This window comes from Chitinophaga silvatica (assembly GCF_003419895.1).
Classification (GTDB): domain Bacteria; phylum Bacteroidota; class Bacteroidia; order Chitinophagales; family Chitinophagaceae; genus Chitinophaga; species Chitinophaga silvatica.
Window position 1 is genome coordinate 64,606 of record NZ_QPMM01000008.1, and the last position, 24,558, is coordinate 89,163.

At 40.0% G+C, this 24,558-nt stretch carries 18 protein-coding genes; 12 read left to right on the forward strand and 6 right to left on the reverse strand.

What is annotated here, in order from left to right:
• Nucleotides 1–54: 54 nt before the first annotated feature.
• From DVR12_RS15785 to DVR12_RS15800, 4 genes are all read left to right on the forward strand, one after another.
• Nucleotides 55–2,235: a carbohydrate binding family 9 domain-containing protein gene (locus DVR12_RS15785; protein WP_116976772.1), complete on the forward strand. Its 2,181-nt coding sequence runs from the start codon at nt 55–57 to the stop codon at nt 2,233–2,235.
• Nucleotides 2,236–2,424: 189 nt separating this feature from the next.
• The gene (locus DVR12_RS15790) at nt 2,425–3,786 is read left to right on the forward strand and encodes a TlpA family protein disulfide reductase (RefSeq protein ID WP_116976773.1); all 1,362 of its coding nucleotides are present in this window, start codon (nt 2,425–2,427) and stop codon (nt 3,784–3,786) included.
• Nucleotides 3,787–4,008: 222 nt separating this feature from the next.
• Nucleotides 4,009–4,284 carry an HTH domain-containing protein gene (locus DVR12_RS15795; protein ID WP_116976774.1) on the forward strand — a complete coding sequence of 92 codons (276 nt, stop codon included), beginning with the start codon at nt 4,009–4,011 and terminating at the stop codon, nt 4,282–4,284.
• Nucleotides 4,285–4,713: 429 nt separating this feature from the next.
• Nucleotides 4,714–5,406 carry a LytR/AlgR family response regulator transcription factor gene (locus tag DVR12_RS15800; protein ID WP_116976775.1) on the forward strand — a complete coding sequence of 231 codons (693 nt, stop codon included), beginning with the start codon at nt 4,714–4,716 and terminating at the stop codon, nt 5,404–5,406.
• A 383-nt stretch (nt 5,407–5,789) separates the two neighbouring features.
• Here DVR12_RS15800 and DVR12_RS15805 read toward each other — a convergent pair whose 3' ends face one another.
• The 4 genes from DVR12_RS15805 to DVR12_RS27595 all read right to left on the reverse strand — a co-directional run bounded on the left by DVR12_RS15805 (nt 5,790) and on the right by DVR12_RS27595 (nt 9,964).
• Nucleotides 5,790–6,479, reverse strand: a complete 690-nt coding sequence (locus DVR12_RS15805) for an AcvB/VirJ family lysyl-phosphatidylglycerol hydrolase (RefSeq protein ID WP_116976776.1) — start codon at nt 6,477–6,479, stop codon at nt 5,790–5,792.
• Between the two features lie 52 nt (nt 6,480–6,531).
• Complete coding sequence (locus tag DVR12_RS15810; protein WP_116976777.1) at nt 6,532–9,111, reverse strand: phosphatidylglycerol lysyltransferase domain-containing protein; 2,580 nt, start codon at nt 9,109–9,111, stop codon at nt 6,532–6,534.
• 177 nt (nt 9,112–9,288) lie between these two features.
• Nucleotides 9,289–9,726 carry a universal stress protein gene (locus DVR12_RS15815; RefSeq protein ID WP_116976778.1) on the reverse strand — a complete coding sequence of 146 codons (438 nt, stop codon included), beginning with the start codon at nt 9,724–9,726 and terminating at the stop codon, nt 9,289–9,291.
• A gap of 37 nt (nt 9,727–9,763) precedes the next feature.
• Complete coding sequence (locus tag DVR12_RS27595) at nt 9,764–9,964, reverse strand: hypothetical protein (protein WP_116976779.1); 201 nt, start codon at nt 9,962–9,964, stop codon at nt 9,764–9,766.
• A 647-nt stretch (nt 9,965–10,611) separates the two neighbouring features.
• On the opposite strand from DVR12_RS27595, the gene DVR12_RS15825 reads away from it, so the two are divergent.
• The 7 genes from DVR12_RS15825 (at nt 10,612) to DVR12_RS15855 (ending at nt 21,516) form a co-directional block, all read left to right on the forward strand.
• Entirely contained in the window at nt 10,612–12,402 is a 1,791-nt protein-coding gene (locus DVR12_RS15825) for an alpha-L-fucosidase (RefSeq protein WP_233522407.1), read from the forward strand.
• A gap of 16 nt (nt 12,403–12,418) precedes the next feature.
• Nucleotides 12,419–14,569, forward strand: a complete 2,151-nt coding sequence (locus tag DVR12_RS15830) for an alpha-galactosidase (RefSeq protein ID WP_199417124.1) — start codon at nt 12,419–12,421, stop codon at nt 14,567–14,569.
• Nucleotides 14,570–14,605: 36 nt separating this feature from the next.
• A complete protein-coding gene (locus DVR12_RS15835) occupies nt 14,606–15,946 on the forward strand; it encodes an alpha-L-fucosidase (protein ID WP_116976781.1) in 1,341 nt (446 codons plus the stop codon).
• Nucleotides 15,947–16,067: 121 nt separating this feature from the next.
• A complete protein-coding gene (locus DVR12_RS15840; protein ID WP_116976782.1) occupies nt 16,068–17,525 on the forward strand; it encodes a sulfatase family protein in 1,458 nt (485 codons plus the stop codon).
• Nucleotides 17,526–17,863: 338 nt separating this feature from the next.
• Nucleotides 17,864–18,466 carry a response regulator transcription factor gene (locus DVR12_RS15845; RefSeq protein ID WP_116976783.1) on the forward strand — a complete coding sequence of 201 codons (603 nt, stop codon included), beginning with the start codon at nt 17,864–17,866 and terminating at the stop codon, nt 18,464–18,466.
• 189 nt (nt 18,467–18,655) lie between these two features.
• The gene (locus DVR12_RS15850; RefSeq protein WP_116976784.1) at nt 18,656–21,178 is read left to right on the forward strand and encodes a glycoside hydrolase family 95 protein; all 2,523 of its coding nucleotides are present in this window, start codon (nt 18,656–18,658) and stop codon (nt 21,176–21,178) included.
• 101 nt (nt 21,179–21,279) lie between these two features.
• Nucleotides 21,280–21,516 (forward strand): hypothetical protein, encoded by a 237-nt coding sequence (locus DVR12_RS15855; RefSeq protein ID WP_116976785.1) that lies wholly within the window; start codon nt 21,280–21,282, stop codon nt 21,514–21,516.
• Here DVR12_RS15855 and DVR12_RS15860 read toward each other — a convergent pair.
• Entirely contained in the window at nt 21,513–22,811 is a 1,299-nt protein-coding gene (locus DVR12_RS15860) for a tetratricopeptide repeat protein (protein WP_116976786.1), read from the reverse strand. The genes DVR12_RS15855 and DVR12_RS15860 overlap by 4 nt on opposite strands.
• A 184-nt stretch (nt 22,812–22,995) precedes the next feature.
• Here DVR12_RS15860 and DVR12_RS15865 point away from each other — a divergent pair, with 184 nt between their 5' ends.
• The gene (locus tag DVR12_RS15865; protein WP_116976787.1) at nt 22,996–23,940 is read left to right on the forward strand and encodes a FecR family protein; all 945 of its coding nucleotides are present in this window, start codon (nt 22,996–22,998) and stop codon (nt 23,938–23,940) included.
• Nucleotides 23,941–23,946: 6 nt separating this feature from the next.
• Here DVR12_RS15865 and DVR12_RS15870 read toward each other — a convergent pair whose 3' ends face one another.
• Nucleotides 23,947–24,417 (reverse strand): MarR family winged helix-turn-helix transcriptional regulator, encoded by a 471-nt coding sequence (locus DVR12_RS15870; RefSeq protein WP_116976788.1) that lies wholly within the window; start codon nt 24,415–24,417, stop codon nt 23,947–23,949.
• Between the last annotated feature and the right edge of the window lie 141 nt (nt 24,418–24,558).

A 24,558-nucleotide genomic window follows, 5' to 3' on the forward strand; every position in this document is an offset into this window, starting at 1 on the left:
CTTTGTGCCTTTGCGGGAAATACAATCGAGCTTGCGAGTAACAAAACCCGATCCATGTTTCGACTTATTCCACTGTTATGTTGTTGCCTGTTCATACTTCCGTTATCAGCGCAAAAGAGAAATGACGCATTTCAGCTTCACATCAGAAAAACGACCACACCACTGAAAATAGACGGAGTAGTAGATGAAGAAGCCTGGCAGAAGGCAGATATTGCCTCCAATTTTCACATGGTATTACCCATGGATACCAGTGCAGCGCATTTACGTACCGACGTTAGAATGACCTACGACGATAAATACCTTTACCTGTTGGTAGAAAACTATACGGAAGGAGATGGTCCTTATATGGTAGAATCGTTGCGCCGCGATTTTGCGTTCCTGAAAAATGACAACTTTCTATTGTTTATGGACCCATTTGATGACCAGACGAATGGATTTTCATTTGGAGCAAATGCAGCTGGTGCCCAATGGGATGGATTGATGTATGATGGTGGAAAAGTTGATTTAAGCTGGGATAACAAGTGGGTTTCAGTAGTTAAGAATTATCCGGATAAATGGGTGTTTGAAGCAGCCATACCATTTAAGACTATCAGATATAAAAAAGGCATAACAAAATGGGGAATTAATTTCAGCCGAAATGACCTGAAAACAACTGAGAAGTCGGCCTGGGCACCGGTACCACGCCAATTTCCGACAGCTTCTCTTGCCTATACAGGCAATTTAATCTGGGATGCCCCTCCTCCGGCGGCCGGACCAAATATTTCGTTGATCCCTTATGCACTTGGAGGAATCTCGAAAGATTACGACAAACAGACTAAAACAAAATACAGAAGGGATGCAGGTATTGATGCCAAGGTAGCTGTTACCTCTTCACTGAATCTGGATCTTACGGTAAATCCGGATTTCTCGCAGGTAGATGTTGATAAGCAAGTGACGAACCTCGACAGATTTGAGCTTTTTTACCCCGAAAAAAGGCAGTTTTTCCTGGAGAACGGAGATCAGTTATCCAACTTCGGATATTCCACAATTAGGCCTTTTTTTAGCCGTAGAATTGGTTTGGGAGGAGTGCCTATACGTTTCGGTGCCAGATTGAGTGGTAAACTGAATAAGGATTGGAGATTAGGTATTATGAATATGGAAACAGGCAAACAGGAGGAGACTGGCCTGCCGGCACAAAACTTTACAGTAGCGGCCATTCAGCGCAGGGTATTTTCCCGGTCTAACCTGGGATTTATTTTTATTAATAAAGAATCTATCAACTATTCACCCGAGAAGGAATCGGGTTTGCCTATTTATAACAGATATAACAGGAATGCAGGGTTAGAGTATAACCTGGCATCTTCCAATAATTTCTGGACGGGTAAAGCAATGCTTTTAAAGTCTTATACACCCGGGTTGAGTACCAAAGATTGGGCGCATGCAGCAAATTTGCAGTATACAAGCAAAACATGGAGTATAGGATGGCAACATGAGTATGTAGGTAGTAACTATAATGCAGAAGTAGGCTATGTACCAAGAAAAGGGTATTTTAAAATGGCCCCGCAGATCACGCATTTATTTTTCCCGGTATCCGGATCCATATTGAGCCATGGGCCTCAATTGACCAGCACCTGGATTTTCAATGAAGGAGCATTTTCCCGAACAGATAATGAAACGATGTTGAATTATGGTATTGTATTCCGTAAACGAAATACTTTAAATGTTTGGGCATCCAATACCTATATCAAGCTATTGACACCGTTTGATCCTACAAATCTGGGGAAAGATAGCTTGCTGACGGGAAGCCAGCATAATTGGAATACCATAGGAGCAGACTATGTTTCAAAGCCTCAGAGTTTATTTACCTATGCATTATCCGCCCGCTATGGTGGTTATTATGCTAATGGTAACAGATTGATGACCAATACTGAGCTGGGCTATCGTTTTCAACCCTATGTAAGTATAGCTTTAAGTGCGAACTATAATTATATAGAATTACCAAAGCCGTGGGGGAATACCAGTTTTTGGCTGGTAGGGCCACGGTTGGATGTAACGATGACCAATACACTCTTTTTCACCGGGTTTATGCAATATAATGGACAGCAGAAAAATATGAACCTGAATACGAGGTTTCAATGGCGTTATCGACCTGCTTCTGATCTTTTTATTGTGTATACAGATAATTATTTGCCGGAACCTTTTTTTGTGAAAAACCGTGCCCTGGTGCTAAAGCTGGTTTATTGGTTTAACATTTAACCATTTTGTATTAACAGTTAAGATTCTATTAACACTTTGAAATAATAATCCACTTATCATTGCACCACGAAATTTAGTGTATCAAAATAAAACTATTTGTTTTTGATTAAAGTTTTTCATTTACTATCGTTGTGAATACAAGCTCCCTGTGGTTTTTACCATGGGGATTTTATTTTAAAAGCTGTATTTATGTGCCTCTTGAAAAGACTTTTAATGCCTTTAATTGGCAGTATACTAATATTCTTACCGTTGGTAGCAATATCCCAGGATCTTGCGGTTATAACTGGTAGGACTGATAACCATCGATTGCAAAAGGTTTCACTTGCCTGGTGGCAGGATGGAAATTTCGTGCCGGTTACGATTTTTAATGAAGTGTCGGTTGCCGATAGTTTCAACTTTCATATAACCCTTCCCGTAAATAAACCGGTATTTTTTTATTTAGATGGAGGATCGGATGTTGTTTTATTGGGATTGATAATGGGTGGGGATAGTATTTATATATTGAAACAGAACGATAGTTTACTGGTCAGCGGAAAAGGTGCGAGGGTAAACACGGCGATGTATTTAGCACAGCGGCTGCAAGACAGGGTGGCATTGCAGAAGGGGAGAGTGGAAAACCAACTTGAAGCAGCAGGTTTGCAGTTGGCAATAGCAAAACAAATTTTATTACAATATAAAGATAGTTTAAGTCCTTCTGTTAGTATGCTGATGAAGGCCCATTTAATGGGAGGGCCTATGCAACAGCTAACAGGAATCTTATGGCAATTACCCCCTGCTCCGGATAGTACATTGGAAGAACGGCAGGTAACTTTTTATCGTGAAAAAATTTTACCTCTACTACCGGATGTAGAAATTAATGATATAACGGTAATGTCTACACGTTTTTCAAATTATTTAATACAGAAAGCGGAAGCAGATTTTTATATACAGCATCGTTTCGAATGCAATACCAAAGCAGTGTATGAATGGGTAAAGCAACACTATGGCGGTAAGGTTCGTGATAAGCTATTGGCGCAGGCACTAATGCAGGGATATGCCTCGGGTAATCAGCCGGAAGATCAGGATTGGTGTGTGCGCGATTTTTTGGGTATGGTACAGGATTCGAGCTGCAAACAGGCCATAGCAAGGATTTACGGAAAATCCAGGAAGGGTTTGAGTAGGGGAAATCAGGCACCTTCTTTTAATATTACTGATCCAACAGGTAAGAATGTGAGCCTGCAACAATTCCTCGGAAAGGTAGTGCTGCTGCACTTTTACGACAGTAAAGATCCGGTTTTGCCAGCGCTGCAGGAAATAAAATCCTGTTTTAAGGATACTGAAGTATGTTTTCTGAATATCGGGAATGGCGCTATGGAGGCGGGATTTACTGGATTACAGTTGGTGTTGAATGAGGCGACGAGAGCGGTACTTTCTCAGTATGAAGTAAACAGATATCCTTCTTTAATTGTGGTCGGAAAAGACGGAAAAATATTTGCAGTGAAGCCGCCGGATCCTGCTACAGATCATGGAACTGCACTAACTAATATCATTTATGAAGCATTATTGCAGTGATGTTTTTTTGAAGATTTTAACCAATAAAATAAGGGCTGCTAACGTTTAATATCGGTACGCAGACCGATTGCATTAATGACATTGACCCGCAGCTGATTTTTTCGAAATGTATTTAAACCAGTTTCTTAATATTTACATTAAAATATATATATGATAATGCTGGTTTAATCAATGCTTTTACCGTACATTCAATAAATAACCGTTAAGACCCCTCTATGCCACATGCCAAAGCGTTATTTTGACAGACTGCAGACCATTGATTACTTAATCAGGATCAAAGGGACCGGTAAGCCAGCTCAGTTAGCCAAGCGGCTTCGTATTTCCGAAAGAACACTCTATGAATTCCTCAAAATGATGAAGGAGTTAGGTGCTCCGATTGAGTACGACCGGTACAAAGAAAGCTACTTCTACTCAGAAAAAGGCGGATTTAACGTCAGGTTCTCTAAAAACCTGATTCCCGTCGGTATGATGTTGCTTTTGTTCCTGTTTACATGGTAATAAGTATGGTCCGCGCAAAACGTTGTTAACCAATCGTTCTAACGTTATTGCGCCTACGATACCCGTATCCATCGGGTTTAGATCTGATTATACAGCTGTGATATCAGTTGTTAAAGGATCTTTTATGTAATTCATCTGAAAAGGTGGACTGGCTGCGCATTGTCTTTACCAGGCAATGTTTGCTACCAGTTCACCTTTTTTTGTGCACTTAACATTGGATTAACTATTCAATCAATTATTAACCCCAATTTTAATGATGAAAAGATTATCACCTTGTTAAAGCGAATAACAGAATAAGAATTCTTTTCATAACGCGGTTTAGATTAGATTTTAGATTATACGCGGGTCTCTATTCAGTCACCTGCTCTATTTAAATCGTCTATCCGTCAACAACGAAAGATAATGATTTTTGCGAGCTAAAATAGCTATATGGCTTTAAACTGTATCATAATAGGGAATAACCCGGAAGGCTTCCATGAGCTGGAAAATTATCTCTCCGAAATTCCATTCGTTTACCTGATTGGTCGTTTTGCCAACCTGGAAGAAGCCGACCTATGGCTGAAAAATGGAGTAGTAGACATCTTAATAATGGGAGTTATGGAAGATGATCCCGTTCTGCAATTGGGTGAGGTTTATCTTCTCCCGCTTTTCATACTATTGTATGCTGATGGATTACAGGAACCGGTCGATTTCCAGCCCGTAGAACCCCTAACGTTACCCTTTACCTCAACGGCATTGAAAAACACATTCTCTCAAATCAACACAATAATTAACATGGAAGGTATCGAAACCCCGTCTTCATTCATTTCCGATTATTTCAGTATCCGAACCACCGAAAAATTGGAGAAAGTCGCTTACAACGATCTGCAGTATGTTGAAGTCCTTAATGATCACATAATGCTACACCTCGGAGAACAGAAACTGCTTACAGAAGAAACTCTCGACTACATCATCGCAAAATTACCCGCTACAACTTTTATGAGGGTACACCGGTGGTTTGTTATCAACCTAAAATATATCGATAATATAGGAGAGGATTATGTTCAGGTCGCAGGAGCCAAAATCAGACTGACTTCCGCCATGCAACAAGAATTGCTAAAACGATACAGGATATTGCAATAACCTATAACGTTATAATTGGTATACGCTTTCAGGACGCTTTTGGAGCCGCCCCGCCAGATTGTATTATGTAGTAAATTGTTTATTTGCTGCTATACTGGCTGTGCGCCAATAGTAAACTGATAGAGAGTGAATGGCTGTAACATTATCGGATTTCGTATCGCGCTTATAATGAACTGTATATGAAGTATGGGGTAATGCCTTCGAATATGTATCATTATTAATGATATAGTTCCTGGAGCAAATATTACCAGCTATACCAACGGAATAGCTGATAATATTAAGGTCTCTTAGTTTGGAATAACTGTTAATGGAAAACAGGAATACCTATTTATTGGAAGTTTTTAAATGATTTACTGGCGTTGCAATTATTACAGTATACCTGATTATTTATGAAGTGCAGAAAGTATTTTACCCGCCACTCCATTAGCATCCTCGTCATAATTATGGCCACCTGGTAATATCAGGTGCTGATAGGGAACCTTAATGGCAGTAAAATTGAAATCTTTCTCCTCATCTCCAAAAACAAACAATAACGGCTTATCTGTGATCTTATTGATCTCCGAGAGAACAGATAACCCCTTGTTGTTCGACCGCCCCAACATATCTGATACATGCACCTCAAGATCTGTATATGCAGAGGGCGACAAAAATACCAACTGCTTTATCTCCGCAGCGGTTGCAGGTGGGAGATTAGTGTATATAAAAGAAAGCACATCTGCTCCTAATGAATATCCTACCAGTATTACTCCATCATGAGAGCTCCATTGGGATTGATAAAAAGTAATTAAATCAGCAACATCCCTGGCTGCCTGCTGTGGGGTCTTTTTATTCCAAAAATATTTCAAGGCATTTAGCGCAACAACCGGGTAATTCTTCTGGTTGAAGGCCGTAATCATATTGGCCGAAAATTTTTTCATACCTCCATCTCCCGTAATGTAAAGAATCAAAGGAGAGGTAGTCGCAGAAGCAGGAGCTTTTACCATTGTGGGTAAACTGGCTACCCGGTTTTGAGCCGTAGTAGCCATACCAGCTAATAATAAAGAAATAACAATTATTCTTCGTAGCAATATCATATGATCAATTAACAATTACCTATCCAACAAAATCCATTCCGCTATTGTTCGTCTATGGCTGCATTACCTTACTTAATGCAGAAGGTAATTGTATGAGGTCAAAATCATGTTCGTAAACCAGGTATTTGTTTGTCCACGTAGTTGCATACTTCTCCTTAAATTCACGTAATCCCTGGTAATGCCTGAAGAATCGCAATTTCTCATATGCATATTTTACCATTTTCTCAGCCGTATTCTGTGGCTGAGAAATTCCCGACATCGGTACCATCCCAAGATTCAGATATTCAAGCCCTTTCTCCTGGGCGTCCTGGATCAGGGCAATAATTAATGCATCCATTACGCCTCCTGGTACATTACTCTTCTTACGTATCAAATCATAGGTACATTCTCCTGGTGCATAATCCGGAATAATATTCAGAAAGGCTACTACCTTGCCTTCGCTGTCTGCAACCGTAATAACATCCTGATCCCTGATTGCTTCAGAATCGAACAACCCTTGTGAGAAAGTAAGCTCTTTTACTTCATATTGATGCAACCATTCATCGCTCACTTCTTTCAGTTGGGCAATCAAAGCAGGCAATTGAGGCGCTTTATGGAAGGTAGTCACAAATCCTTTGGCGGCAAGGCTATTCAACCCATTACGTAACGATTTTTTATCCTTACCACTTAATGTGAAATTGCGAATATCCATAATGGCTTCCTGGCCAATCAACATCTTCTTTTTCTTAAGCTGATTGAAATAATAGGTGCTTTCTTCATCTACCCGGTAAAAAGCCGGCCTTAATCCCATTTTTTTACACTGCTGATCAAACTCCTCCAACAAAGGAGTTTTATTCTCCTCTCTGCATACGGGTTCTTCCAATACTATAGCAAAGCTCCCTGCTACTCTGTAAGCAACAAAACCTTCATAGTCTTCCGATACGTAAAGAATCTTGTCCTGCCCCACTTTGAAGTAATCCATCGGAGAATCGCCATACTGGCTCAGATAGAACCTGGCTTTTTCAAGGGCATTATTGGTTGGGTGAGTAACATGCAGGTAGGGCCGGATGATAGTATAGAACAGAAATGCCCAGGCACTTACACCCAGTACCCGGAGGGCCGACATAAATTCTTTTCCAAACTTGGTTAAAGGTTGAAGTCCATCATCTTCCAGTAACATAAAACAATGGAAGGCATGGCGTAACGATTGTTGCCAGGTGAAATCGATATTAAAATGGCGGGCATTAAGAAAGTAAAACCCTATCGTACCGAATATCAGTACTACAAGGAATGTGGCTACTGCTGTTACTATTCCAATGTTTACCAGTTGAGGATTGCTTTTGACACGATATTGCTTCGATGTAATGAGTAATATGATGCTGGTGATCAATGCAAGGGTTGCTTCTTCATAATCCAAAGCCTTTCCAATATGCCCGAATACTGAGAGTAGCGAAACACTCAATGCCACTATCCATGCACTTCGCAGACCTCTGATCAGAAAGGTTCCTGTAACCAGCAGTACCAGACCCATAAACACCACCAACAGGTTTGTTGCATGGATTGAAGTGCCCGGAATATATGCTTTTAACAAGTGCATTCGATAAGAAAGTGGGGGAGTAAGCACTGAGAAAATATTTACCATACCCAATAAAAAAATTAGAATGGGTGGCAATAAACGCAACACCAATTCTCTACCTTTCAGGGCAAAGGCAATCATTCCGGCAATCAACGGTAACCAGAATTCAAATAACCTGAAAAGCAGAGTAATCTCGAGTGCCTGCAAAGTTGTATAACCGTAGCTGGTTAATATAAATGTTAATGATAGTTCAATAGCTCCCAGCCCGCGAAGGAATGGAGAAATAATCAGAAAGATGGTTGCTACAATATATCCTACGCAGGAGGCTTCCAGTGATGGTGGAGCGCCCACTGCCAGCATACTGAGGTAAAGATGTGCAACACCGGCAATTTCAATTAGCACTGATGCCAGAACTGTACCTGTAAACGCAGGTATTGAAAGTTGAAAAGTGAAAATTTCATCTATCTGGTGCGATGCCCCGGGAAAATATTTTGTTATTAGTTGGTAAGCCTTACCTTTTGTTTGCATTGATCTCACCAACATTACAACTCCACCCAGCAGGATACAAATGGCTATTAGCCCCCATGCGGCATCTTTCATAGAACCCGCATGCAGCATAGCATATCCTACTACGGGGATGCCCACCAGAAAAACCGAAAGAATTCCTACGAATCCATAAATACCCGAAGCCTGATGTATTTGTTGTTTATGTAAACTGCTTCGTCTGAGACTTTGAGGAAGGTAGGCGAGGGAACTGATTCCTCCGGCTGGCAGGAATACTGATAATAAATTCCGTTTCAGAAATAATTCAGTACACCTGAATAAATCGAGTTTTGCGCCAATGGCCCTGAAACTAAATACATACATCCCAGCCTGAAGCAGTATATACGCAATAGTGACAATAACGCCAATTACTACCCATTCTATATCCGCGTTTTTAATGGCAGGAATTAAAGAATAAAGTTCGTGACGCTGTGACCGGAAAAAATAAATAGCTAACAAAATGAATAGGACTGCCAGCAACTCTTTTAAGTGGAGTTTACGCCAAAATGCTGCAGTGAAAAACTTTCTTGCCAAGACTAGTAGGTTTGTTTAAATCTGTTGTATTCGTAACCCGCAAAGTTACGGCAACTTTTAACAGTCCATTTTGCTCAACTCCAGTTTAAGCGGATTTTAATGTGGCTGCAAAAAAGAGGCCAGCTGATTTAAGTCGGCTGGCCCATGTTGTTTTATTGATTGTTGAGTGTAAAAGACTTAGTGTTTGGTACTATTGTACGGAACTACCAATACAGGAATCCTTGAATGCCTGATAATATATTCGGCATTGCTACCCAATAACATATGGTCTATTCCTGTTCTGCCATGGGTACCGGTAACAATCATGGATACACGATTGAGATTAGCCTGCGACAATATTTCTTCTTTAGGATATCCGGTTGTTACAATGGTTTGGATAGTAGTATCAGGATATTGTGCCTTGTATACTTCTAATTGATCTTCTACCTGTTTGATCCTGGTAGGAATATCATCAACATACACAGGCCCCGTTTCAGGTAATCCAACACTAATACCTAATTCCACTACTGAAAAAAGGATAACTCCCTGCTGTAATGTATTAGCTAATTGAACGCCGGTATGTATTACCTGGTTAGAATAAGTGCTTAGATCTACTGCAATCAAAATATCTGACATATACTGATATTTAGTGTGAATGATAATTCATGAATGATCACATATCAAAGGTAGTACTAATCCTTATTTTAGTGCGCGTAATGCTATGATAATGAGTTTGTTTGGCCAGCTCATTCATTGAGCTGCCGGGAACTGATAATAAAAAGCTGATATCTGTTAGCAGCGAGAATTCCTTTTTTTTATAAAAAAACGGAGATAGATATAGCGCATTTTCCTGGTTTCTCATTTCTTTCCTCATCTTTCAATTTCACACTGCAAAGATAAGTGAATAAGTATTCATTACTGAGGTTGTTGGTTTGTTAAAATATAAAAGCCTTCGCAGTGGACACTGCAAAGGCGATATAGCTAGATGATGATTAAATCAAAAACCCATTGATTTCTTTAAAACGATGGGAAACTGTTTAACCGTTATATGCGAATGGTTGCTAATTGTCGATGTTGGAATCCGTCAGCCTCGAAAAACCAACGGAGCTAATTTGGTTAGTTGTATGCATTTATTAAGGCAAAATCATATCTACAATATTAGGGGTATCAGAAATTCAGATCGTTAATGGAATCTAAACAAGAATTGAAATAACAGATAATTAGGAAATAAAAAAGCCTCTGCCGCAAACATACGGCAGAGGCCAATAAAACATTCACATGGCACTGGCGACATGGCACCAGATGCAGTATATACCATTAAAGCCTATGATGAAATCGCTTGAGTACAGAGGTTTAGTGCTTCTATTATTAAAATTAGATATAAATTTTCGCAATATTCGTTAACCATTGGTTAATCCAAATATTAGTAGCATTTTCCCTTTCCCTGATATGATTTTTCCAGGCATTTGCTTATACCAGCAGATATATATATTTTTTACCTGTTGTTGTAAAAATCGAGTCATGTTCCACAAAATGCTATCAGTTGTATACTGTATTATCTGCCTTTTCCACTTATCCGTATCCGCTCAGGATATGCCAGATAGCTGGAATAAGGAAGCAGCTGCAACTGTGCATCCCGGACTAAAATGGTTTACAGACGCAAAATTTGGCCTCTTCATCCACTGGGGCCTATATTCTAAATTAGGTGGGCGATGGAAAGATAGCAGCTACTTCGGTAGCGGTGAATGGATTATGAACAGAGCCCAGGCCCCCGCCAGTGAATATGCCGAAATAGCCAAAACCTTTAACCCGGTTGACTTTAATGCCTCCGAATGGGCTACTACTGCCAAAGAAGCCGGAATTAAATATCTCGTGATTACAGCCAAACACCACGAAGGCTTTAGTATGTTCGACTCAAAAGTTACCAACTTCGATATCATTGATGCTTCTCCTTACCATAAAGACCCCATGAAAGAACTGGCTGAGGCCTGCCGGCAGCAAGGACTCCGGTTTGGCTTCTACTATTCACAGTATCTCGACTGGCACGAACCTAACGGGGGAGGAAATACCTGGGATTTCAATAAGTCAGCTAAAGACTATAAACAATATTATCAATCCAAATCCATCCCCCAGCTAAAAGAATTATTAAATAACTATGGCCCCCTCGGCCTGATCTGGTTTGATATGCCAGGTGGATTATCAGAATCGGAAACCAAAACAATGATAGATAGCCTGAAAGTAATACAACCTACCTGTTTGTTTAGTAGTCGGGTAGGGCATGGATTAGGGGATTATAAAGACTTTGGCGATTCAGAAGTTCCTCCAACTCCAATTTCCGGCGCCTGGGAATCTATTTATACACATAACGACTCCTGGGGGTATATTCAGCACGATATGAATTTCAAATCTCCCACAGAGATTATCCGCCTCCTTTCAAATGTAGCTTCTAAAGGTGGAAACCTGATGCTGAATGTGGGCCCGGATGGCAACGGGAAATGGCCGGCGTATAGTATCCTTTATCTCAAAGAAACAGGTAAGTGGTTAAAAAAATATGGAGAAAGTATTTATGGTACAACCTACGGACTTATTCCTGCACAACCCTGGGGGGTATCAACCAGCAAACCTGGAAAAATATACCTGCATGTATGGCAGGTTCCTTCAAATAAAATTTTGAGAGTACATGGTCTTACTGCTAAAATAAAGTCAATCGCCATTTTGGGAGAGAAAAAACCTCTGGCCTTTAAACAATCAGATACTGAAACCCAGATTACTTTGCCGCAAATCTGGCCGGATGAAAGAAATACAGTGGTTGAAGTTGTATATGATGGATATCAGCAAGATCTTTCTCAACTACGTACACAAACCGTTAGCAATTATTATCCACAAACTGAAATACCCGCTGTTTACGCAATCTTCAATGGAGAAGCACATATCAAACAGTATACATTTTCACATTATTTCGGTGATTGGAAACATGAAAATTGTATCACCGATATTAAGAAACCTTCCGATGCAGTAATATTTCCACTTGAAGTAGAAGAGGCGGGCGATTATAAAGTAGTGCTGGATTATGCCTGTGAACCTGAAAGCGCATCACAGCAAGGATTTGTTACGCTCCTGGGGCAACAACTACCTTTCCAGACATTACAAACCGGAACATCCGATAGTCATCGCCCTATGATATTTATTCAACATACTGTAGGCATTATTCATATAGAAAAAGGCAAACAAAATTTAGCGATCAGACCAGCAACAGGTAATAAACAGGCTTTATTCCAACTCCGGAAAATTATTTTACAACCGGTTAAATAGACTTTAGAACAGAGACATGAAAAAATTATGTATGCTCACAGTGTTACTGGTAGGTTGCTATTCCTACATAGTAGCACAGCAAAAGAGCACCACCGATTGGCTTATCAACAATCAGGGATATAAGACAGCAGTAACTGCTACTGCTCAGGATATCACTATTGCAAATGGATTGATAAGCAGAAGTTTTCGTACTTCTCCCAATGTGATATGCACAGATTATCGTAATCTGATTAATGGAGATCAATTGCTCAGAGCTGTAAAACCTGAAGCCCGTTTAATTATTGACGGAAAAGCATATCAGATTGGTGGAGCCTATGGACAGTCGCAACAGGCTTATCTTTTACCTGATTGGTTGCAACAAGTAAAAGGATATACCGATTTTCAGTTTGATAAATATGAAGTGTTACCATTGAAGGCTCCCTTGAAATGGAAGGCGCGTAGCTGGTCTTTCCCGGTAACCCAAATAAGCGGAAAAGATTTGGTGTTTTATTATAAATCAACCATTCCAGTTTTAAAAGGCATAGAAGTAAAGGTGCATTATGAAATGGTTGATGGATTGCCATTGTTATGCAAATGGCTGGAAATTGAGAATAAAAGCCTACAACCTTTACTCCTCGATCAGGTGGTAAATGAAATACTGGCAACGCCGGAGGAAGAATCTGCCGTTGTTGGAAGTGTACAGAAAATGCAGGTGCCACACAACATTTATATCGAAAGTAATTATGCTTTCAATAATGCTATGAAGGCCAATTTAAGTGATCAGACCACTCATTGGAAAACCGATAGTACCTACACATCACAGGTGAATTATGATTTGCAGACTCCTTGTTTGCTGGAAGTTTATCCTGAAGTACCGGTTGGAATTAAGTTAATGCCCAACGAACACTTTACTTCTATACGTACATACGAATTGTTGCTGGATAGTTATGACAGAGAAAGAAATGGATTGGCTAAAAGGCAGATGTACAGGGCGATTGCACCATGGACCTTACAGAATCCAATATTCATGCATCTGGTTAGTACAGATATTCAGAAGGTAAAAGATATTGTTGATCAATGTGCTGCAACAGGATATGAAGGCATCATATTAAGTTTTGGAAGTGGATTGAATATGGAAGATACCAGTGCTGCCAATATCGCAAAGTTCAAATCCCTGGCTGATTATGCGCATAGTAAGAAAGTTTTATTGGGAGGATATTCATTGTTTTCCAGCCGTAGAATTAGCGATGAAGATGATGTAATAAATCCACTTACCGGAAAGCCGGGTGGTGCATTTTTTGGAAATGCGCCATGTTTAGGAAGTAAATGGGGGTTAAGTTATCTCAACAAACTGAAATACTTTATACAGGAAACAGGTTTCGATATTTTCGAAAATGATGGCCCATATCCCGGAGATGTTTGCGCTTCAACAGTGCATCCTGGTCATACCGGGTTGAAAGATTCTCAATGGAAGCAAATGGAGTTGCAGAAAGAATTATATCATTGGTTGTGCGAACGTGGTGTATATATTAATGCGCCGGATTGGTATTTTCTGGATGGCACTAATAAGATTGCATTGGGATATAGAGAAGTGAATTTCTCTTTACCGAGAGAAGAGCAATTGATGTTAAACAGACAGAATATTTTTGATGGAACCTGGGAAAAAACTCCAGCTATGGGTTGGGGTTTTGTTCCACTAAGCGAATACCAGGGTGGAGGCGCAGCAGCTACCATTGAACCGCTTAAAGATCACCTTACTGTTTATCAGCAATTGATGATACAATACTATGGAGCTGGTATACAGGCTTGTTACAGAGGCCCAAGGTTATACGATGCTGATGTTACAAAGGATCTTGTTCGTCAAACGGTTAATTGGTATAAGAAGTACAGGGATATTCTAAATACTGATATCATTCACTTACGCAGACCTGATGGGAGAGATTGGGATGGAATTATGCATGTAAGCGCATCGTTGCCACAGAAAGCATTTGTTTTATTATACAATCCAACTGCTAAAACAATTACCCGCGATATCCAATTGCCAATGTATTATAGTGGTGCTACCCAAAGCATCAATATAAGAGAAAAAGACGGGCCAGCTAAAAAGTATCTATTGGATCGCGGATATAATGCTCACCTTAAAATTACAATACCAGCAGCAGGTTATACCTGGTTGGTTGCAGAATAATCACCTTTATAATTTCTATCAAATCAAATCTACATTATGAAAAAACTGTCTTTATTATTGATGCTATGCCTGGTTGGAGTAGTCCAGATTCAAGCGCAAAAAAAGATATTTAATGAAACAGATGAACAGAAAGAGCAACGTTTAGCCTGGTGGGTAAATGACCGTTTTGGAATGTTTATTCACTGGGGCCTGTATTCTATGCCGGCACGCCACGAATGGGTAAAGAAATATGAAAAGATGACGAATGAAGAATATCAAAAATATTTCGATTTATTTAACCCGGATCTTTACAACCCAAAAGAGTGGGCACGTCAGGCTAAGGCTGCAGGTATGAAATACGCTGTAATCACTACAAAACACCACGAAGGTTTTTGTTTGTTCGATTCTAAATTCACTGATTATAAGGCTACCAATACTCCTATTAAAAAAGATCTGATCAAGGAATTTGTAGATGCATTCAGAGCAGAAGGATTGAAAGTAGGATTTTATTATTCACTGATCGACTGGCACCATCCGGATTTTACAATTGATGGAGTGCATCCTCAGAGCCCTTCTGATGCATCTAAATATGCAGAGTTGAACAAGGGCAGGGATATGAATAAATACCGTGAGTATTTAAAGAATCAATTGAAAGAGTTAATGACAAACTATGGCAAAATTGATATTCTTTGGGCCGATTTTTCTTATCCTGGTGAACATGGAAAAGGAAAGGATGACTGGAATTCACTCGAGCTCATAAAAATGATCAGAAAACTGCAACCGGGAATTCTGATCAATAACAGATTGGATTTGGAAGAATATGATGATGGCGGTGATTTCGTAACTCCTGAACAATATAAAGTAGCTGAATGGCCAACCCGTAACGGAAAGAAAATACATTGGGAAACCTGTCAGACTTTCTCAGGTTCCTGGGGTTATCACAGAGACGAGACTTCCTGGAAGGATAATAAGCAATTGCTCGTATTGCTGATCGAAACTGTAAGCAAAGGTGGTAACCTGTTATTGAACGTAGGTCCAACTTCCAGAGGGTTGTTTGATTATCGTGCAACAGACAGATTACATGATATGGGAGATTGGATGACGGTAAACAGTCGTTCTATTTATGGATGTACTCAGGCGCCGGCGGATATTAAAGTACCGGAAAACAGCCTGCTAACATACAATCCTGATACCAAGCGTTTGTATGTTCATTTACTGGATTATCCGCTACAGCGTTTCGAGTTACCAGGAATGAAAGGAAAAGTGAAATATGCACAATTCCTGCATGATGGTAGCGAAATTAAAATGCGTAGCACAGATAAAGGTGATTTGGCTTTGGAATTACCTGTTCATAAGCCAAAATTAGAGATTCCGGTTATTGAGTTGGTGTTACAATAACCTTATTTCAAACGGGATAAAAGTCCAAAGAGGCATAAGAAATCACATCTTATGCCTCTTTGCGTGTTTATAAGAAAACACTATATTTAGAGCACCATTTTCTTATTGTCAAACATCCCGGATGAAAACAATTTTTATCAGCCTGGCAGCTTTAGTTGCTTTAGTTTCTATTAGTTTTATACCATTCACCAAAGTAGAGAAGCCTCCTAATGTCGTAATAATTTTTATGGATGATATGGGGTATGGTGATCTCGAATGTTATGCCGGTAGCCCCTGGCATACACCAAATTTGAATCAGTTGGCAGCCGATGGAATGCGGTTTACGTATTTCTATGCAGTGCAGGCGGTTTGCTCAGCTTCAAGAGCAGGGCTATTAACGGGTTGTTACCCCAATAGGGTAGGTATTAGCGGAGCGCTATGGCCTACTGCCCCAATAGCGTTGGATACCACAGAACAAACAATAGCCAGTTTATTAAAAGCTAAGGGGTATAAAACCGGAATGGTGGGGAAGTGGCATTTAGGATCAAAAGCCCCGTGGCTGCCATTACAACATGGGTTTGATGAATATCTGGGATTACCGTATTCCAACGATATGTGGCCTGTACATTATGATGGAAAGCCCTATTCTGATACTTCCACCAACCCACGTAAAAATTATCCGATTTTGCCTTTGATAGAGGGTAATAACATGGTGAAGCAGCTTAAGACCCTTGAAGATCAGGCTACCCTTACAACCTTATATACGGAACGTGCATGTAAGTTTATCCGCGAGAATAAGTCAAAGCCTTTCTTTTTATATATGGCTCACAGTATGCCTCATGTTCCATTGGCAGTTTCTGATAAGCATAAAGGGAAAAGTAAGGATGGTTTGTTTGGAGATGTGATTACGGAGATAGATTGGTCGGTAGGGGAAGTTTTAAAAACGTTGGCACAAAACGGACTAGATAAAAATACGCTTGTTGTTTTTACAAGCGATAATGGACCCTGGTTGTCTTATGGTAATCATGCAGGCAATACAGGCGGGCTGAAGGAAGGAAAAGGAACATCCTGGGAAGGAGGGATCAGAGTACCATGTTTAATGAAATGGTCTGGGAAAGTTCCGGCTGGTACGGTATGTAATAAGATGGCGGCTACAATTGATCTGTTGCCAACAATAGCCAGGTTATGTGGGGCTAGTCGGCCAGCCAAAAAAATTGACGGAGTAGATATTCAATCATTATTATTTAATGAAAAGGATGCAAACCCCAGAGATGAATTAGCCGTATATTACCAGAAGAATAGTTTGGAAGCAATAAGGAAGGGGCCTTGGAAATTAGTGTTGCCGCATAGGGCCAGAACCTACAAATTAAATTTGCCTGGCTATGACGGTTTTCCTGGTGCTCAACCTGAAATAGATTTACCTTTGGCATTGTATGATATACGGCGGGATCCCGGAGAAACTTTAGATGTACAAAACCACTTTCCAGAGATAGTAAAGGAGTTATTAGCGATTGCCGATAAGTACAGAAAAACTTTAGGAGATGATTTAACAGGAGAAGTTGGAACAGAAAGAAGAGCAGCAGGAAAGGTAAATTTATAATATATAAAATAATATAATTTATTGAAGACAGATTATTTGCCGGCTTTTAATTAATTGATTTATAGATTATTACACCGATGTTAATCTAATAAGAGTCTAAGATTAACCACGTTATATAATGTTTTATTTCTCATGTAAAACATACTGTCTTGTAATAGTTATTGAAAAACCATATACGTATCCGATTGACTACTGCGGGTAATTGTTTCAAATTTGTTTCGGGTATGGAAACCGTGTAATCTTTCCATTTAATAATTATCAACCATACCAGCTTCCGGGAATTGCAGTTTACAAAATGGAGGATTTCATATGAATATACATAACCCAAAAGGAAAATTATGAAAAAAGTGCGGCCTTTAAATCCTGTGAATGTGGGAGAAGCGCCTGGATTGGAAGTATCAGAATTGCACAGCGAACCAACAGAATTGTTACAACAATTAGCAAAAGATATCTGCAACCTGGTTTTTATGGATATAGAGATACCTGGATTGACTGCGATAGAAGCCGCTAGTATTGTAAAAGCAGCTTATCCGGATATAAACGTGTTATTGCTGACATTGAACGAGAAGGAGCAAGAAATAACAGCAGTTCCGGCTGTAAAAAAAGAATATGAAACAGAGCATGTTCCGCCTGTTACTTTATCTGAATTTATTTCTCAGGTATATGAAACAGCATTACAGTCAAATCTGGTGGCAGTCAATAAAGTACTGGCATTCTTTCGTAAAGAAAAACCTGCCTTTCAGGACCCTTATGGATTATCACCGAGAGAAAAAGAAATATTACGTTGTCTGGTAAACGGAGATACTTATAAGCAGGTAGCTGACGGCTGTCATATTAGTGTGGGCACTGTACGTTCCCATATCATGAACATTTATCGTAAACTCGATGTAAATTCTCGCTCCAATGCTATAGTTAAGGCAATGAAAGAACACCTGGTCTGATAGCCACCCCAGATTTCCCCCTGAGCCTTCCTATTCCCGTTGCAGTGCTTTCCCTGTCGTTCAAATACGCAGTGCTGTTGTACGCCTATGCTTTTGGTTTTATAACGCATGTTATAAACTCCTGCCATCTATATATAGTAAATGCAACCGATTGCGCGTATATTGGCTCTGATTAATTCCTGGCTTTAAATGACTAAAAATATTCTGACAGCTTTATGCTCTCTGATTGCCATTACCTGTAATGCATTTCCACCATCAGATTCCTTGCTAAAACTCTGGTACCGCCAACCTGCCTCTCAATGGGTGGAAGCGTTGCCTGTTGGCAATGGAAGAATTGGCGCCATGATATATGGGGGAACCCAACAGGAAGAACTACAGCTAAATGAAGGCTTCCTCTGGTCTGGCACTCCAAGAGATGGGAATAATCCGGATGCCGCCCGGCAACTACCTGTTATCCGACAACTGCTCCTTGATGAAAGGTATCGGGCTGCCGATTCAGTTGCCAGGAAAATGATGGGAACCTATAGCGCCAGATACCTTACTTTAGGAAGCTTGCTGATAAATTATGATCTGTCGTCTCAATATTCTTCCTACCAAAGAGAGTTGGATCTTAACAGTGGTATTGCCAAAGTGAAGTATGTTGCTAATGGGGTTACTTATACAAGAGAAGTGTTTTGCAGCTATCCGGATCAGTTGTTGGTTATCAGGTTAACCGCCAGTAAAAAAGGTGCCCTTAATTTCGTTACGGCGTTTAAAAATCCTATGCCTGCTACCCGGCAGGCTATCAATAATCACCGTTGGTCTATGAAGGGAAGATGTCCTGAATATGTTGCTGCCAGAGCGTCCGAACCTCAACAAATTATTTACGGTGATAAAGGTATCCGTTATGAAGTATTGCTGGATGCAAAAGTAAACCAGGGTACCATTTCTGCCGATACTTCCGGGATTCGTATTAATGGTGCTACTGAAGCTATTCTATATCTGTCTATTGGTACCAGCTTTAATGATGGCTTACCGGAAGGAAAAGACCCGCATTTAGCAGCAGAAGCTCCTTTACAAAACAATGCAACATATAAGCAGATTAAAAATGCTCACCAAAACGATTACTCAACTATTTTCAACAGCGTAAACTTACAGCTGGGAACCGATAGCGCTGCATTGCTTCCCACTGATACCCGCTTACTCAATTATACCAGGGCCGGTGGAAATATTGATCCTCAACTTACCACACTTCTTTACCAGTACGGTCGCTATCTTATGATTGCCGGTTCCAGAAAAGGTGGACCTGCCATGAACCTGCAAGGATTGTGGAATAGAGAGATGCAGCCGCCATGGGGCTCTAACTACACTATAAATATTAATACAGAGATGAATTATTGGCCTGTGGAAACAGCCAATCTTTCAGAATGTGCTTTACCATTATTTGAGCAGATAGAACGAATGGTTGAACGGGGAAAGATTACAGCAAAGGTCAACTACCATGCAAATGGCTGGGTAGCACATCATAATTCCGATATCTGGGCAATGACAAATCCCTCAGGGGGCATAGATTTCAATGATCCCCGTGGTAATCCTACCTGGGCAATATGGCCAATGGGAGGTGCATGGCTTAGCAGAAGTATATGGGAGCATTATTTATTTAATGGCAGCAAACAATACCTGGAAAAAAATTATCCGATTCTTAAGGGTGCCAGTCTGTTTATGTTGGATTGGCTGATTCGCAATCCAGATGGTAAATGGGTTACCAGTCCATCTACCAGCCCGGAAAATAATTTTTCCACCGGAAAACAGAAGGATGGTTCTGTAAGCATTGCCTCAACAATGGATCTTTCCATTATCCGTGACTTGTTCGATAATACAATTCATGCAGCTACAATATTGCAAACTGATAAAGAGCTTATAAGCCGTTTATCTAATACTCTCAGGGAGATTTATCCTTTTCATGCAGGGCAATATGGGCAATTGCAGGAATGGTATAAAGATTGGGATGACCCAAATGATAGCCACAGACACGTCTCTCACTTATACGGATTGTATCCCGGTAGCTTTATCTCTCCACGAAGAGATAGTGTTATAACGTCGGCGGCTAAACGTAGTTTATTGCTGAGAGGAGATGGTGGTACCGGATGGTCTAAAGCCTGGAAAATAAATTACTGGGCAAGATTGGAAGACGGAAATCATGCCTGGAAAATGTTGAATAAGCAATTATTTCTTGCTGGCGGGCAGGCTGTAAGTATGGCCGATAATAGTGGTGGCTCCTATCCCAATTTGTTTGATGCACATCCTCCGTTTCAGATCGACGGAAACTTTGGCGTAACTGCCGGAATTACTGAGATGTTGCTGCAAAGCCACGATGGTGCTATTTACCTGTTACCAGCCTTGCCCGATATATGGCCTTCGGGTACAGTTAAAGGTTTGAAAGCCCGGGGTGGGTTTATTGTAGATATTAGCTGGGAAAATGGCCGTATAAGCAACGCAACTATTAGATCTACGATTGGAGGAAATTGCAGAATACGTAGTAAGGTGCCCGTAAGAATAAATGGAAAAGTGCTTCAACAGGTAACTGGTTTAAACACAAGTATGTTCTATCAGTTACCATCTAAAACAGTTACGGAGGTAAAGGATAGTAGTAAGCTGGCCAGCCTTAACCTGGTTCAGGTTTTTGAGTATGAGGTGAATATGAAAGCCGGAGAAATTATCAATCTGCAATAACCTAAAGAGTTTAAAATTTTTTAACATATGAATCGCTGGTTTTACGGCAGAAAATGCTTAAATTGTAGTGCAACTATACACTATGTTTAAACTTTAGAGAGATGAGTTGGATGGATGATTTATATGTTATTTACCAAAAGCTGGATGCCAACAGATGTGACGAGGTAAAAAATAACATTCTTAAAGCCCAGATTGATGGATGTGCGCGTGGAAAGGCTTATTTCCTGGTACTGCAACAACTGGTTCATATTAAAACAGGTAAGGCACCTGTTTACGAGTTAATCAAAGGCGAAATTGAAAGCTTTATTCATCATAGCAGAGAACAGTATCTGAATTAATGTTTTAGTTCTTCTATTAACTTCTGTGCTTTGATATAAGTGGGGGCTCCTGGTTGGATTTTTAATAACCATTCCAGACATTCCTGCCTGTGCCCTTCTTTCAGATAACTTAAGGCAATATAAAAAGCAGCATCGCTACGCAGCTCACTACTGTTGTTATATACTAGCAGCAGGTCTTGCCGTGCAGTATCCAGCTGGTTTAAATCTATTAATGCCACACTTCTGTAGAAACGTGCGTAAACATTCCCTGGATTAGTTTTTAATACGTCATTCAACAGTTTGATAGCTTCATTGAAATGGCCATGATTAAACAGGTGAATGGCTGCTTCGGGGAGTCGTATGCTATCTACATCCGGGATCTGCATCTCTGTGGATGCAAATTGCTTGTATATATTTTTCCGCCACGGACTTATAAATAGCAGTATGGCAATTGTTGCCGCTACCAGTGCAACCAGTATTACATATCGTAGTATTGGAATTCCTGAATTGTCTTTCAATGTATACCAGGCGTTACGATGCATATATAACAGATGTTGCAGTTCATCGCGCCTGGAATCCGGACAAATACGCTGTGCCAATAACTGTCGTACTATATTAAATCGTTTGACCTGCTGGCTGAGCAGAGGAGAATCTTGAAGCCGCTCCGAAAATGATTGTCTTTCCGCTTCAGGCATTTGTCCGTTCAAAAATCTGTCGGCATCCAGTAAATCAGTATCTGGTAAGCTGGCTACTTTTAGTTTAGCATCAATATCTCTGAATAAGCTTCTGTAACAATCGGATCTTCTTTCCGGTAGCTCGGTTACGGGAATATTTGTTTCTGCTGCAACGTCTTCCTGCAAACAGTTATCGACCAGCGACCATCTGAGTATTTCCTTACATTCATCCGATAGGGTGAGATAAAATTGATAGGCTAACCTTCGTTTTTCTCCTTCCTTTAAAACATTTTCCACATCCTGAATATCATCTCTGCTAAGCGTTGATAATTCTTCAGCTTCCAATCCCGGAATACGCTGGCCTCTACGCTCGAGTTCCTGTTCCCAGATTCGTTTGCATAGTAGTTGTAGGAAAGGTTCGAAATCTGATACTTTTAAAGGATGGGAACGGGCGAAGTAGTAGATATCCATCAGTGCCTCTTCAAAAATATAAGCAGCATCTTTGATTGTTCCACTTTTTTGTAAGATAAATCGCTTTTCCTTGGATGCAAATTTTTGATAAATCTGCTCAACGATATTTGGGTTATGTTGAAGCAATCCCTCAATATATTCCTGGTCGTTTTCGATTGGTTCAGGTGACATAATGATCGATTTTGCCTATTTCATCTCTAATAAAAATATTAAACGTTCCTCATCTGGCCTAATTAATTATTAGGCACATCTATATCGTAATACAAAAGGAATGCCCTTAATATTGCCAGGAAGTTGAGTATCTTGCCATATTTATACTACTTATACTACCAACATTTTAGGACAGTATTTCAATATGTATCAACCGGAACCGGAGACTATCAGACTGATTTCCAATTATATTCAGTCACCGCAGGACCCTGCATTACAGCAACAAATTGCTGAATTATGCGTTAGCGATCCGGAACTTGCACAATATGTGGAAGAGCAGTTAATGGAGTGGTTGAAACAAGGTGCTGTCTTACCAACTCCTACTATTCCGGTAACTTCTCCAACCGATCACAAACAATCATATTCCTGGTTTCGCTGGGCTATTGCCGGTGTCTTTCTGCTGTTATCAGGCTCATTATTTTTCTGGTACTATAAACATCAGCAGCAAAATCAACTTCAGGTCTATACGAATACCCGTAAAGACACTGTAATTATTCCATTGGTTTACCAGAATTCAATCATATTAAACAAGCAATCGGCTATCGCCTATAATTCAAAATTAAATGGTAATCCTGCGATCAAAATGATTAATGGAGACGCATATATAGAAATTAACAGAACAAAGCAGGTAGGGGTTCAATTAGATGCTCAAACAGTTTTATATACCAGTAAAGCCACCTTTAATGTTCATAAAACCGAAGACCTGGTGCAGGTTATACTGGTTAAAGGACTTGCCACTATTGTGCAGGACGATGTGAAAGAATGGGACCTGAAGCCTAATATTCAGATAAAACGACAATTACACAAACAAATTCTGCAAAGCAAAGTAAAAAGTTTGTCGGCACTTGCCTGGAAAACCAGGATATTAAACTTCAGGGACATTCCGTTGCCCGAAGCGCTGGATGGAATTAACAGCTACTTTCGGATAGAAATAGTAATCCCCCCTTCCGCTGAAACTCTCACTAAAAGAAAGATTACAGCAGACTTCAGTAATCTGTCGATTTCTGAAACCATATCCAGCCTGAAAAAATTGCTAAAACTTCCTATCGTTAAGGAGCGGCCAGGTAAATACTATATTACACTTAAATGATCGGGCTTAAGATAGATTTAGCCCCGTTGTAATGCTTTTGAGAATTGTTTTTAATCGTTGCATCTCTTCTTTCCCGGTAATGTTGGCATAATACTCGGTAACCTCATCAACTACATCATAGACAGTAATCATGAATTCTTTACCCTTATCCGTTAAGAATATCAGGCTGGCTCTATTATCAGTATCGTGCTTACGGGTACTGATATAGTTACTTGCCTCCAGATTCTTAACAACTTTGCTCATTGCCTGTTTGCTAATTCTGGCCTTTCTTGCCAGGTCGTTGTTGATGGTGCCGTGTGAATCTATATTCACCAGTAATACCATATCTCCTAATTTAAAATCAGTATACCCTCTTTCCCTGATTTTCTGAATAATACGGAGATCTATATCCTTTTTGAATTGGTTGATCAGACGGGCAAGACTATTAGACCTATCGGTCATATACGCCTCGTACTTTGCGTCAATAGTTGCACTCATTATGCTGTAGGTTTAGTATAAAAACGGATAATATTAATATCCGAATGCAATGCTACAAAAAATTTCTCTCGCAAAGGAGCAAAGGAAGCCAAGAGGCATAAGAATTTTTTACAGATAAGTCTAAAAAGACCAAAGCGAATG